Origin of the sequence: Arthrospiribacter ruber (genome assembly GCF_019343195.1) — a bacterium.
Classification (GTDB): domain Bacteria; phylum Bacteroidota; class Bacteroidia; order Cytophagales; family Cyclobacteriaceae; genus Arthrospiribacter; species Arthrospiribacter ruber.
The window spans coordinates 423,190-437,525 of sequence record NZ_RPHB01000001.1; the positions used below are offsets into that span (position 1 = coordinate 423,190).

The following is a 14,336-nucleotide window of genomic DNA, read 5'->3' on the forward strand; positions in this document are numbered from 1 at the left end:
CCCAATGGCATTTGATATAGAAATGATCAAGGCAGTGTATGCCAAATATCCTGAAAGGATTGCAGCTGCCAGAGAGGCAGTTGGAAGACCGCTTACACTGACAGAAAAAATACTTTATGCGCATCTGGCCCAAGGAGATGCTACCCAGGCTTTTGAAAGAGGTGTGTCTTACGTGGATTTCAACCCTGATAGGGTAGCCATGCAAGATGCTACCGCTCAGATGGCTCTTTTGCAGTTTATGCAGGCAGGAAGAAATCAGGTAGCTGTTCCTTCGACGGTACATTGCGATCACCTCATTCAGGCGGAAGTCGGAGCTGAGCAAGATCTTAGCAAAGCCAAAGATAAGAACAGAGAAGTATACGATTTCCTTTCTTCTGTATCTAACAAATACGGAATAGGATTCTGGAAACCTGGGGCAGGAATCATTCACCAAGTGGTGCTTGAAAATTACGCTTTCCCAGGTGGAATGATGATAGGAACAGATTCCCATACTCCTAACGCCGGAGGTTTGGGGATGATCGCTATCGGAGTAGGTGGTGCTGATGCCTGCGACGTGATGGCGGGATTGCCATGGGAGCTGAAGTTTCCAAAACTCATCGGGGTCAAATTGACCGGGAAATTATCAGGCTGGACTGCTGCAAAAGATGTGATTCTAAAAGTAGCAGGTATACTGACTGTAAAAGGAGGAACCGGTGCCGTAGTGGAATACTTCGGAGAAGGTGCCAACTCCCTTTCAGCTACAGGTAAAGGTACCATCTGTAACATGGGAGCTGAAATCGGGGCTACTACTTCTATTTTTGGTTATGATGAAAAATCCGAAGCCTACCTGAGAGGTACTGAAAGAGCTGATATAGCAGACATGGCCAATGGCATCAAAGAACACCTTAATGGTGACAAAGAAGTATATGACAACCCTGAGAAATATTTTGATCAGGTAATCGAAATCAACCTTTCTGAATTGGAGCCACATATCAATGGTCCATTTACTCCGGATCTTGCTTGGCCTCTTTCCAAGTTTGCATCTGCCGTCAAAGAAAATGGATGGCCTGCCAAACTTGAAGTTGGTCTCATCGGTTCATGTACCAATTCATCTTATGAAGACATTTCAAGGGCAGCATCTCTTGCCCAGCAGGCAGTAGACAAAAAGCTCACTGCCAAATCAGAATATACCATCACACCAGGATCCGAACTTGTAAGGTTTACTGTGGAAAGAGATGGATTTTTGAATGTATTTGACAAAATGGGCGGGGTAGTTCTTGCCAATGCCTGTGGACCATGTATAGGACAATGGGCCAGACATGGAGCAGAAAAGCAGGAGAAAAATTCCATCATTACTTCATTTAACAGAAACTTCGCAAAAAGAGCTGATGGTAATCCAAATACCCACTCTTTTGTAGCTTCCCCTGAAGTAGTGACAGCTATGGCTATTGCGGGTGATCTTACTTTCAACCCAATGACCGATACCCTTACCAATCAGGATGGGGATCAGGTGAAATTGGATGAGCCAGCAGGATTGGAAATGCCAAGCAAAGGTTTTGCAGTAGAAGATGCAGGATACCAAGCTCCTGCTGAGGACGGATCCTCTGTCGAAGTGATAGTAGACCCTAAGTCAGAAAGGTTGCAATTACTTGAGCCTTTTGCTCCTTGGGAAGGATCAGATCTTACAGGTCTTAAACTTCTGATCAAGGCCAAAGGCAAGTGTACTACTGATCATATTTCCATGGCAGGTCCTTGGCTGAGGTTCAGAGGGCATTTGGACAATATATCCAACAATATGCTGATCGGTGCAGTCAATTTCTACAACGAGGCAACCAATAAAGTGAAAAACCAACTTTCAGGTGAGTACGGTGAAGTACCTGCTGTGCAGAGGCAATATAAGCTTCATGGAGTTGGGTCAGTGGTAGTAGGTGATGAAAATTACGGTGAAGGATCATCAAGAGAGCATGCCGCCATGGAACCAAGGTTTTTGGGTGTAAGGGCAATTCTTGTAAAATCATTTGCCAGGATCCATGAAACCAACCTTAAAAAGCAAGGTATGTTGGCATTGACTTTCGCCAATCCTGCTGATTATGACAAGGTACAGGAGGATGATACCATTGATATAGTAGGTTTGACTTCGTTTAAACCTGGCGTGCCTTTGACTGTGGTACTCAACCATTCAGATGGCAGCAAGGATGAAATTCAGGTAAACCATACTTACAATGCAGGTCAGATCGAATGGTTCAAAGCCGGATCTGCACTGAATTTGATAAAGGGAAATTCCTAAGTATAGGATAAAATTGAAAACTATAGTCAGGTGGAGCATTTCACCTGACTTTTTTTTTGAAAATTAGTTTAACTTTATCCGCATTTCATCAACACGTCTAGACATAACAGGCTTTATGAGGTCCAAAGGATTGGTAATTTTCTTTAGAACAGGGTTTTTCTTTTTTTTGACAATTTTATGGAATTTCAGCAATGGTCAGACTGTAGAATCAGATGAAAGGGCCTTGTTGAATGTGGGGGAAAGCGAAGGGATAAGTTTTTCTAAAGACTCACTGTTTTTGATGAACCTGAGATTCAGGATGCAGAACAGGGCTGGGTTTAATACCCTCGAAGGGGACGCCTTTGAGGTCAGTGAGTACGAAATGAGGGTTAGGAGGCTGCGTTTACGGTTTGATGGCTTTGTGGGGAATCCAAAACTCCAATATTATATCCAATTGGCATTTTCTAAAGCAGACCTGGATCTGGAAACATCTGTGATTGCACAGCCGATCAGGGATGCGATCTTGTATTATTTTGTCAATGAAAACTTTTATGTTGGCTTTGGTCAATCCAAACTCCCGGGAAACAGACAGCGGGTTATCAGTTCAGGTAACCTTCAATTTGCAGATAGGTCTACGGCCAATGCGATTTTCACTCTGGACAGGGATTTTGGAATTTTTCTCTATAAAACGATTCCGATGAAAAATCAATCCATTCTGCAACTCAAAGGAGTGGTGTCCACCGGAGATGGAAGAAATGCGTCTGCGATCAACGATGGGCTGGCATACACAGGTAGAATCGAGTTTTTGCCTTTTGGAAGATTTGCAAACAATGGGGATTATACCGAAGGGGACTTGGAGTTTGAGCCCAGACCTAAGTTGGCAATCGGGATAACCTATTCAGAAAATCAAAAGGCAACCCGTACAGGAGGTCAATTAGGCCAAGAGTTGTTTGCTGCCAGAAATATGAATAGCTTTATAGTAGACGGAGTGTACAAGCATCTGGGCTGGTCAGTTATGGGTGAATACCTTCACCGCAATTCACCAGATCCTATCACCTCCAACGAACAGGGAGATGTCAGGTATGTTTTGGTGGGCTGGGGACTGAATACCCAAATCAGTAAGATGTTGGATAGGAAAAACGAACTTGCATTCAGGTATGCTAAAGTAACTCCTGAGGAGAGCATTACATTATTTCAGCAAAGAGTAGATGAAGCTTTGGTAGGATTTACCCATTATATCAATGGGCATAGAATCAAAATACAAGGAAATGTAGGCTACAAATGGCTTGAAGGTTTGGCAAAATTTGAAAATACCGGTAATTCATGGACAGGTATGTTTCAGGTTGAATTCGGAATCTAAATATGACCAAAAACAAAAATGATAATTTTAACAGCAAAAAATTTGCTATAAAAAACAAATTACTGTATGTTTACGCATCATTGATTTTGAGTCACCCTTTACCAATTTCATCAATTGTAAAATTATAAACTGCCTTCCATGAAAGAGAGAGGTATTAACAGTACTTTTAAAAAGATCATTTACGAGTCCAGTGAAATGGTTTTTTTGGCGGATGATACTTATCCCTACAATATTTTCTACAGCAATCAGGCATTTGAAAATCTAATCGGTCAGTTTTTGGAAGAGAAGAGCTTGGTTGGATTAGGGCTTGATATCAACTCTTATATTTTTAATGAAGAGTTGATTTTGAATTTTATGGGAGTAGAATACACTTTTTTCTTAGAACTTCCCCAAGAAAATGCCTCCAATTATTTTCTTTTTTACAAAGGCAAGGAGATGAGGGGGCAGGGATTGCCGACTAAAAAGGATTCCCAATATTTTTTCAGGAACACAGTAGACCTGATAGGAATAGGGCAGGAAACATACCTTACTTGGGTAAGTAATTCTGTAAAACCTATGCTTGGATATTCACCGGAGGAAGTGGTTAATATTGAGCTATGTAGTTATTTTCATCCTGATGACCTTGAACATGTGCGTTCCCTTACTTTTGATATCAGGCAAGAAAGAAAAAACAGTCAATTTGTTGCCAGGTTATTGACCAAAGGAGGGGAGTATCGATGGTTTGAATTTCAGGTACATTTTATTGTAGGTAAGTTTTATGCCATGGGCAGGGATATTACTGAAATGAAATCTGAGATCTTGGAAAGGGAAAATCTAAATGAGCTCTATGCTTTGGGTGAGGAAATTGCCGAGATAGGTTTTTTTGAAATATCTCCTCAAGCTAATACAGTTTTTTTCACCGAACCACTCAAAAAATTGTTGGGTGTAAATCAAACCGGTGATCTTACCCTTGAAGAAACAATCAATATTTTTCAGGATTCAGACAGGCCAATTCTCAAAGAAGCACTTTCTGAAATGATGGCGACAGGTAAACAGGTCAATCTTGTTTTGGAAGTGCCTGCAAGGGAAGAAAACTCAAAATGGGTGAAGTTGGTAGGGCAATGTCAAAAGACCGCTACTAATCAAACTAGACTTTTTGGTACAATGCAAGACATTACCAAGAGTTTTGAGGAACAAAACAAGCTAGATGTCTACAGGGAACTTTTTTACCTCAGTCCGGACCCGATGATCATTTCAGACCTTTCTGGCAATATCATTTATTCCAATCAGGCATCCAGGACACAGTTTGCCCCCGATGATCAGATAGCATTTCCCAATAAAATCGGCAGGTTTGAACCGATTCTAAATGCAAAAGAAGTATGGGATACCCATGTGGAGCAGTTGACCTCCTCTGGTAACAAGCTATATCAAAGTACTGTTCTCAATTCTGCTGCTAAAGAGTTTGATGTAGAAGTAAATGCTAAATTTATACAGGTTCAGGGAAATACTTTTATTGTTTCGATTTACAGGGCAATCAGTGAAAGGGAGTTGCCGGCTTTGCCATCATCATCTGGACCCGCTGATTTCTTACATCACCTGACAGAACATATACCTGGCGCTTTGTACCAATTTATATTGGATAAGGATGGCGAAATGAAATTTTCATATTTGAGTCCGGGGATTAAAAATCTACTGGACCTGAATGAAGACGAAATGGCGGATTTCAATGATGTAGGAAAAGCTATTTCCAAAGTTCATCCGGAAGATATTGCACAGGTACTTACCTCCACTGTCTCATCTGCCAGAAAACTCAGTACTTGGATTTGCAAATTCAGGATAAAAGATCCCAGTACAGATGATTTCAAATGGGTTCAAGGGGCTGCAAAACCTGAAGCCCTCGAGAATGGAGACGTGGTCTGGTATGGTTACCTTACTGATATCACTGATCAGAAGATGTTTGAAGACAAGCTCAGGAGTGCACGTGAAGATGCCATGAAGGCCAGTCAGGTCAAATCCGAGTTCCTGTCCATTATCAGCCATGAACTTAGAACTCCTCTCAATGCCATATCGGGTTCAATCTATTCCTTGCTTCAGGATGATCATACCCCTGTACAGAAATCTGCTTTCAATACAATTAATTTTGCTGTAGAGAACCTGATCACTATGATCAATGACCTGCTTGACTTCCAAAAGATTGAAGCTGGTAAACTCACCTTAGAAAACAGTCCGATCAATTTGGAATCTGTAGTGAAGAGAGTGGTGGAAGGATTGCAATTTCATGCTAAAGATAGTGGTAATCAGCTTCAGCTTAAATTCAATAATAACCTGGATTTTGAAATCAAAGGTGATAAAGTCAGGATTGCCCAAGTATTGAATAATTTGATTTCGAATGCGCTTAAGTTTACCAAAAACGGAAATGTGGATGTTATGCTTGAGCTTAAATCCCAGACGGATTCCAAAGTAAGGGTTTACTTTGAAGTGAGGGACAACGGGATAGGGATTGCGGACGAACATAAGGCCAGAATCTTCAATGAATTTGATCAGATTCAGCATTCTTTCAGCAAAAAATACGGAGGCACTGGTTTAGGCCTTTCTATTACCAAAAAGCTCTTGGATCTAATGAACAGTAAGATTGACCTACATTCCGAATTGAATGTAGGTTCCACTTTCTTTTTTGAGATAGAATTTGAAAAAGTCTACATTCAGCAGCTTGAAAAGGATCTGCCCAAGTCAGAACAAAAGGAGGATTTGAATGGGACCTTACCAAACTTGCCAAAACTCCAGGTTCCCATTCACGAGTCAAAAGTACAGGCTAAAGGACCGAGTACGTTGAATGAAGTGAAGCTTTTGATGGTAGAAGACAACGATGTCAATGCCTTGGTCTTGGGGAAAATCATCAAAAAATGGGGAATCCAATTCGAAAGGGTAAGTAACGGGAAATTGGCAGTAGAAGCGATGCAGCAGGGAGAATTTGACTGCATTCTCATGGATATACAAATGCCGGTTATGAATGGTTTTGAAGCAACTGAAAAGATAAAAGAATTTTCAAATGTTCCTATTTTAGCACTTTCTGCTGCTGATAAAGTCGAAGTCATGGAGAAAATAGATCAGACCGGGTTTGCCGGATTTGTCGCCAAACCTATTGATGCTGCTGAACTTTTGAAAAGGATCAAGGAAGTCCTTCACATATTAAGTCAGAGTGCCTGAGCTTCTCTGAGGTAATCGTTCAACAATTCCATGTCCGGGTCTTTTTGGTACACCTCTCCCAGATACCTGAGAGCGAGATCTTTCTCAGATTTGAGGATATAATAATAGCCTTTGTTGCGCAGGGCATAAAGGTTTTTGGGGTTTTGTCTAATACTGTAATTGATATCTTCGAGCCCTTCATCCAGATTGCCTAAGTAAAGCTTGTAAAGTCCACGGTTATTGTGGAAGTAAGCCTGCCTTGGGTTGATCTGAATTGCTTTCTCTACCCAATCCAAGGCTTCTTGGTAATTCTGTTTTTCAAAGGCTATCATCGATCTCAAATTGAAAATATTGGATTCAGAGGGATTGATTTCCTCTGCTTTTTCCAATACCTGTATTGCTTGGTCAAATTCTTTTTGGTAGAAATGAAGCGTAGCCTTATTGACCAAGAGATCCGGGTTGTTTGGAGCTAGTGCTAGGCCATTCTCAAATGCTTCAAGGGCCTCATTGTGCCTTCTGAGCTGTTCTAGTGCAAGCCCATGCAAAAAATGCCCCTGCCAATTGGAAGTAGAAACCTGCAACAGTTTTTCGGAATCAGCAAGGGATTTGTAATTCTCCCCATTGTCCAGATAAGCCAAACCTCTTTGAAACAAAGCAAGACTGTCTTCAGGGGATTGGTTGAGCACATGAGAATAATCCTTGATGGCTTCATCCAATCTGGAAAGTCGTTGATAGACGATTCCTCTGTTGATGAGGGCATCTTTATAATCCGGATCTATTTTAAGCGCTTCTGAATAAAAGTCAAGAGCAGACCGCGTATCATTGTCTTTGAGCTTTTCATTACCTTTTAGTAAAAACCTTCCTTTTTTATCCTCATTAGTATCGCATGCAGAAAAGGACAAAGCTGCGGAAATCAATATTAATGAGACTAAATGAGTAGGGTGCTTCATGTTTTCGTTTTTTCAGATTCTTCTTCACCAAACAACAACGCAAATGGCTTTGTTGATTCATCCAAAGAGAAAATTTCCCTCAGTAAGGCCAATGTAGGAATGATCACCACCATTCCAGCTATGCCCCAGATGGCCGAACCTACCATCAATCCCAGAAATGTAATGAAGGCATTGAGGTTGACATTAGAGCCAACAATTTTTGGTGTAAGAAAATTACTCTCAATGATCTGTACAATTTGGAAAGAGATGACTACGCCAAAAGGGTACCACAGGCTGTCTTTGGTGAGAAATGCAAATATAGTGGGTAAAATGGCACCTAAAAAAGGGCCAAGAAAAGGAATGATATTAAGAATTCCTGCAAGAACCCCAAAAAATACGGCATGCTTGATACCCAGTCCAAATAAAATGGCGGTGTTGACCACTGCTAGAATAGCCATAACTTTGAAGACTCCGATGATGTATTTTTGAACTACCCTCTTTAGGCCCCGGATTTTTTCTTTTACATTTTCAGGATCATGTTTTTTGAAAAGCATGGCTACGAACTTAGTGAGATGGGACCTAAAAAGTAGAAAAAAGAAAATGAATACAGTCATAAGCAAAAAAGATGTCACAGAACCCAAAGTGCTAAAAATGACATCTGCCACACTCCCCGAATTTGTTTCCAACAATTCAATTATGGAGTCTTTATCGATTCCTTCTCCAATTCCAGTCTCGATCTGAAGTTTATCTGACAAAAAATCTTCGATGTCCTGAAGGTATGTGTTTAACTTATCTCCTACATTGTCCAAATCTCTGGTAAAGCTGGCCACCTGAAAACCGATAAAGGCCAATAAACCCAAGATTCCAATCAGGCCAGTCAATAATGCCACTACAGAACTTAAAGTCCTGGAAAACTTAAACCGCTCCAGCCAATCACTCAGGGGAGTAAGCAGTGCTGCAATATAACCTGCCAGTAAAAGGGGGATCAACAGGTTTCTCCCAATTATCATAATAAATACAATTGAAATGATAATGAGAAGCACTACTAGTATTTTGACAACATTTGGGAGGATAATTTTCTTTTGTTCCATTCTGATAAAAATTAAGTATTTGAATAAGCAGAAAGCTTCGATTCAAAGGTAAGATATTGGTTAAATCCCGAAAATATCAGGAATCAAAAACTTTCTATTAAATTAATTCTATTTTTGGGTCTTTAAATCAAAGAAGTGGAAAGAGAAAAAGCGAATTGGATCAGGTTTTCCTTCATATTCAGTATCCTATTGCTGATTATTAAGTTTTACTCATTTTATATCACCAACTCTACGGCAATTTTGACAGATGCTTTGGAAAGTATAGTCAATGTAGTCGCGGCTGCTTTTGCTTCTTTCAGTATCTACCTGAGTTCGAGACCTAGAGATGATAACCACCCTTATGGACATGGGAAAATCGAGTTTTTCAGTGCAGGAGTAGAGGGAACCTTGATCATTTTGGCAGGTCTATTCATCATTTATCAGTCAGTTTACAATTTCTTTTTCCCGCATGACCTAGAAAATCTCTTCGAAGGAATTCTGCTTGTAACCCTATCAGGACTTGGAAATGGAGTGCTTGGCATGATGTTGCAGAAAAAGGGAAAACAACTGAACAGCCTCACTTTGGAAGCCAGCGGAAAGCACCTTTTGACAGATACTATGACCAGCTTGCTGCTGGTATTAGGTGTTGGAGTGATTTACCTGACAGATTATGAGTTTTTGGATTCAGTAATTGCCATCTTGTTTTCTTTTTATATCATTTATGCTGGCTATGGACTGGTACGACGATCTGTGGCAGGACTGATGGATGAAGCTGACCCTATTGCTGTGACCTCTACTGTCACTTTGATCAATGAAAACCGGAGGTCCAACTGGATTGATATTCACAATATGCGTGTGCAACAGTATGGGGGAGACAGGCACATAGACCTTCATTTGACCCTTCCTTATTACCTCAACCTTCAGGAGGTGCACGATGAAGTCGAAAAACTGGAATCTGTACTCGAGAATAACTGGCCAGGTGTGATGGAGGTTTTTGTCCATTCTGATCCATGTATTCCTGAAAAATGCTGTCACTATTGTCAGATTAAAGACTGTGGGGTAAGAAAGTACCCTATGAAAACAAAAATTGAATGGACTGCCGTGAACATGTCCAAAAATCAAAAGCATTACCATGACTTGATTAGCTGACTGCATCTTTGGTATGCAGGTGATATACAAAATTTTCTCCCAATAAATTGAATCCAAACAGAATAGTTTGTATATTCAACAAAAAAACAGCTATGAACGAGGACAAAAATTTCCGGATTTTACTGGCGGTTTCGTCAGTAGTGTGGTTGATCCTTGTTGGGTTTCTCATTGTGATCTGACATGGATCCCAAGCGAGTGCAAAGTTGTTTATAACAGCTAATGCTTTTCAAATGGATTAAAGAATTAAAAAGGGATATGTAAAAACATATCCTTTTTTCTTTTAACGGTCTTTACAATTGATTATTCTATTTCATTTTGAATTTTCCTTCACTTATTTTTAGAAATCATTAACTGACAAACTATCCGCTTATTCAATATGAAAAATTTCTTCTTACTATTAATGTCTTTTGGGATTTGCCTGACGGCTTTTGCCCAGGAGCCCAATCATGAATCCTTCATTGTCCGGCAGTTGGATTCCAATACTGAAAAGTATTCCAAAATAGCCCGCGAAATTTGGGAAAACCCCGAGTTGGGATATCTGGAATTTACTTCTTCCCAGATTCTTATCGATGAGCTGAAATCCGCTGGTTTTAATGTAGAAACAGCTGTGGCAGGTCTGCCTACGTCTTTTGTTGCTACTTATGATAAAGGTGGTCCTGTGATTGGCTTTCTCGCTGAATATGATGCCTTACCTGGATTGTCGCAAGATGCTGTTCCTTTCAGAATGGAATTAGTAGAAGGAGGTAATGGCCATGGATGTGGACACAATCTGTTTGGAACCGCAGCAGTGGCTTCTGGTGTAGCTTTGAAAGATTGGATTGATCAAAACAACATTCAGGCTACTATAAAAATCTTTGGTACCCCGGCAGAAGAAGGGGGAGCAGGGAAAGCATTTATGGTGAGAGACGGTCTTTTTGAAGGGGTGGACGCTGTTATCAACTGGCATCCATCCGACAGGAATGCTGCCAATGCTTCCACCTGTACCGCTGTGATGCAGGGCTATTTTAAATTCAGAGGTCAGTCAGCCCATGCAGCAGGTTCTCCCGAGCGCGGCAGATCTGCTTTGGATGGAGTGGAGGCCATGAATATGATGGTCAATATGATGCGTGAGCATGTAGATCAGGAGAGCAGGATCCATTATGTGATAGTAAATGGAGGTATGGCTGCCAATGTGGTTCCTGACTATGCTGTGGTAGAGTACATGGTGAGGCATCCTGATGTCAAAGAGGTAAAGGAAATCTGGCAGAGGGTGATCAAAGCAGCTGAAGGTGCCGCTATGGGCACCGGGACTGATGTGGAAGTGGAGCTGGTATCTGGGATCTACGGATTATTGCCCAATGAAACTTTAGCCAAAACTATGCATAAAAACCTTACTGCCGTAGGGGGAGTGGAGTATGATGAAGAGGAATTGGATTTTGCTAAAAAGATTCAAGAAACGCTTAACATGCCCCGGGTTCCGCCCTTGACAATGGCCAAAGAAGTGCAGCCATATAAATTGACTCATTTTCCGGCTTCTACAGATGTAGGCGATGTGAGTTATGTGACTCCAACAGTAGGATTGGGAACTGCTACCTGGGTGCCTGGTACTGCTGCGCATTCATGGCAGGCTACAGCTGCCGATGGCATGAGTATAGGATATAAAGGCATGATGGTAGCGGCCAAAACCATGGCACTTACGGGAAAAGACCTGATTTTGAATCCTCTTTTGATCAAGGAAGCTAAAAAGGAGTTTGATGAAAGGCTTGACGGATATGTCTACGAGTCTTTGATAGGGGACATCGCTCCTCCATTGGACTTTAGGAAGGCACAGAACAAAGTGAAATAATGAAAAACGCCTCTGAAAATCTCAGAGGCGTTTTTGTTTTATGCCAGAAGACCAGCTCTTTTGAGCAAGGCGTCAGGCTTTGGTTCTCTTCCGCGGAATCTTTTGTAGAGGACAGATGGATGCTCTGTACCTCCTGCTGACAAAACATTTTTTTGAAAAGATGCAGCCGTCTCTTTATCAAATACTCCTTTTTCCAAAAACAATTCAAAAGCATCTGCATCCAACACTTCTGCCCATTTGTAGCTATAATATCCAGCTGCATATCCACCTTGGAAAATATGTGAAAAGGAAGTGCTCATCAGCGTTTCCGACACCGGTGGAAGCAAGTCAGTTTTTTTCATGACTTCTTTCTCAAATTGAGGAATGTCTTTGATTTCCTTTGGATCGCTTCCATGATAGGCCATGTCCAGTAGGCCAAAGCTGATTTGCCGTACGGTCTGATAACCTTGATGAAAATTGGAGGCTTCTTTGATTTTCTCTACCAGTGAAGCAGGGATTTTTTCTCCGGTTTCATAATGCCTTGCAAAAAGATCCAAACATTCTTTTTCATAGCACCAGTTTTCAAATATCTGTGATGGCAACTCGACAAAATCCCAAAAAACGCTGGTTCCTGTAAGGGATTCATAATGACCTTTGGCAAGCATTCCATGTAGCGCATGTCCAAATTCATGGAATAGGGTTGTCACCTCATTGAAGGTCAAAAGAGAAGGTTTCGTTTTTGTAGGCTTTGTGAAATTGCAGACAATGGAAACATGGGGGCGTATCTCATTTCCATTTACTGATTTTTGACCTCTGTAGCTGGTCATCCAGGCGCCATTTCTCTTGCCTGCCCTTGGGAAAAAGTCTGCATAGAATACTGCCAAATGCTCTCCATTTTCATCCAAAACCTCGTATGCAGTCACATCGGAGTGGTATTTTGGGATATCATTGTTCTCTTTGAACTTGATGCCAAAAAGCCTCTCTGCTGTATCGAAAACCCCTTTCACCACATTTTCAAGTTTGAAATAGGGACGAAGAAGTTCATCGTCGATGGAAAATTTTTCTTTTTTTAGTTTTTCAGCATAATAGGCAAAGTCCCATTTTTCCAGCTTTTTTAAGCCATCTGTTTTTCTCGCAAACTGGGTAAGTTCTTCTATTTCCTGTTCCGCTTTAGGCTTTGCTTTTACAAGCAGGTCTTCCAGAAATTCCTTTACAGTACCGGCACTTTTTGCCATCCTTTCTTCCAATACAAAATCTGCATGGCTTTTATAGCCCAATAGGTTTGCCCTTTCATGCTTTAGTTCAAGTATTTTTCTGATATTTTCCTTATTGTCAAGTTCATCGCCTTTGGATGCTCTGGTGTTGTAGGCCATAAACAACTCCTTTCTGAGATCCCGGTCTTTAGCGTAAGTCATAAATGGGATATAGCTGGGGAAAGCCAAAGTGAATATATATTTGCCGGGATGTCCCTTTTCTTCAGCTGTTTGGGCAGCAGCCTCTTTTATAGCATCAGGAAGACCTTCCAACTTACCTTCATCCTCTACCAAAAGCTCGTATTTATTGGTTTCGGCCAAAACATTCTCTCCGAATGTAAGGCTGAGCTTTGAAAGTGTTTTATCTATTTCCCTCAATCGCCCTTTTTCCCCACTGTCCAACTTTGCTCCGTTTCTTACAAATGCCTTGTAAGTTTTGTCCAGCAAGGTAGCTTCTTCTGCGTTTAGGGAAAGATTTTCCTTTTGAGCATAAACTTGCCCAATCAATGAAAAAAGTTGCTCGTCCAATAGCACATCATTGCTATGGGCAGTGAGCAAAGGAGAAATCTCCTGAGCTAATTTTTGGATTTCATCATTGGTTTCGGCACTGTTGAGATTGAAGAAAGCCGAGGAAATGACATTGAGTTTTTCACCGGCATTGTCCAAAGCTACAATGGTGTTTTCAAATGTCGGCAAAGCATTGTTTTTGATCGCTTCAATGTCTTGTTTGGCTATTTCTATGGCTTTATGGATTGCCGGCAGAAAATGTTCTGTTTTAATCCTATGAAAGGGAGGTGTGTCAAAAGGGGTGTTAAATGGTTCTAAGAGTGGGTTCATATAGAGTCGGTTTTTTGAAATTTTAAAATATTATTATAAGCAAAGGTAATGGTTTTGTCTTTTTGAGAGGAGCATTGGCACCAAGATTGAAATATTCCTAGTAAATGAAATTCTAAACCAAAACCACTAAACAAATGAATAATCCAGAAGAAACAATTTTGTTGTCATCTTCATCAGTCGTGGGGACAGATGTGAAAAATCTAAGGGATGAAAATGTAGGGACTATCAAAGAGGTGATGCTTTATACCGATACTGGTGAAGTAGCTTATGCGGTACTTTCTGTCAATACAGGCTTTTTAAATATGGGAAGCAAGTACTTTGCAGTGCCTTGGGAGGCTTTGTCTTTCGTCAGGGCTCATAGTTCAGGCGAGGAAGTAATTACTTTAGATGTGGACAAGAAAAAGCTTGAAGAGTCTCCGGGATTCGACAAAGATGATTGGCCTTTGACACCTCAATCAGGTGTGATAGCCGCAGCTTTTAAATACTACGGGGTGCCCATGAGGAGCCATAGATTGTAATTTAAT

The 14,336-nt window shown here is 41.0% G+C and carries 10 protein-coding genes; 6 read left to right on the forward strand and 4 right to left on the reverse strand.

The window, feature by feature from the left end:
• Positions 1–4: 4 nt before the first annotated feature.
• The 3 genes from EGN73_RS01620 to EGN73_RS01630 all read left to right on the forward strand — a co-directional run bounded on the left by EGN73_RS01620 (position 5) and on the right by EGN73_RS01630 (position 6,791).
• Complete coding sequence (locus EGN73_RS01620) at positions 5–2,266, forward strand: aconitate hydratase (RefSeq protein ID WP_219286451.1); 2,262 nt, start codon at positions 5–7, stop codon at positions 2,264–2,266.
• 115 nt (positions 2,267–2,381) lie between these two features.
• Positions 2,382–3,605 (forward strand): porin, encoded by a 1,224-nt coding sequence (locus EGN73_RS01625; RefSeq protein ID WP_219286453.1) that lies wholly within the window; start codon positions 2,382–2,384, stop codon positions 3,603–3,605.
• Between the two features lie 138 nt (positions 3,606–3,743).
• Complete coding sequence (locus tag EGN73_RS01630) at positions 3,744–6,791, forward strand: PAS domain-containing hybrid sensor histidine kinase/response regulator (RefSeq protein ID WP_219286455.1); 3,048 nt, start codon at positions 3,744–3,746, stop codon at positions 6,789–6,791.
• On the opposite strand, the gene EGN73_RS01635 is transcribed toward EGN73_RS01630, so the two are convergent.
• On the reverse strand, positions 6,779–7,720 hold the full coding sequence (locus tag EGN73_RS01635) for a tetratricopeptide repeat protein (RefSeq protein WP_219286457.1): 942 nt from the start codon (positions 7,718–7,720) through the stop codon (positions 6,779–6,781). The two genes, EGN73_RS01630 and EGN73_RS01635, sit on opposite strands and share 13 nt — an antisense overlap.
• Positions 7,717–8,790: an AI-2E family transporter gene (locus EGN73_RS01640; protein ID WP_219286459.1), complete on the reverse strand. Its 1,074-nt coding sequence runs from the start codon at positions 8,788–8,790 to the stop codon at positions 7,717–7,719. Before EGN73_RS01640 ends, EGN73_RS01635 begins: the two co-directional genes overlap by 4 nt.
• Positions 8,791–8,925: 135 nt before the next feature.
• Here EGN73_RS01640 and EGN73_RS01645 point away from each other — a divergent pair, with 135 nt between their 5' ends.
• A complete protein-coding gene (locus EGN73_RS01645; protein ID WP_219286461.1) occupies positions 8,926–9,918 on the forward strand; it encodes a cation diffusion facilitator family transporter in 993 nt (330 codons plus the stop codon).
• Here EGN73_RS01645 and EGN73_RS01650 read toward each other — a convergent pair.
• Entirely contained in the window at positions 9,911–10,087 is a 177-nt protein-coding gene (locus EGN73_RS01650) for a hypothetical protein (protein WP_219286463.1), read from the reverse strand. The genes EGN73_RS01645 and EGN73_RS01650 overlap by 8 nt on opposite strands.
• Before the next feature lie 207 nt (positions 10,088–10,294).
• Here EGN73_RS01650 and EGN73_RS01655 point away from each other — a divergent pair, with 207 nt between their 5' ends.
• Positions 10,295–11,743, forward strand: a complete 1,449-nt coding sequence (locus EGN73_RS01655) for an amidohydrolase (RefSeq protein WP_219286465.1) — start codon at positions 10,295–10,297, stop codon at positions 11,741–11,743.
• A gap of 38 nt (positions 11,744–11,781) precedes the next feature.
• Here the strand turns inward: EGN73_RS01655 and EGN73_RS01660 are convergent, their stop codons facing one another.
• Entirely contained in the window at positions 11,782–13,812 is a 2,031-nt protein-coding gene (locus EGN73_RS01660; RefSeq protein WP_219286467.1) for a M3 family metallopeptidase, read from the reverse strand.
• 134 nt (positions 13,813–13,946) lie between these two features.
• Here EGN73_RS01660 and EGN73_RS01665 point away from each other — a divergent pair, with 134 nt between their 5' ends.
• Positions 13,947–14,330: a PRC-barrel domain-containing protein gene (locus EGN73_RS01665; RefSeq protein ID WP_219286469.1), complete on the forward strand. Its 384-nt coding sequence runs from the start codon at positions 13,947–13,949 to the stop codon at positions 14,328–14,330.
• Positions 14,331–14,336: the final 6 nt, after the last annotated feature.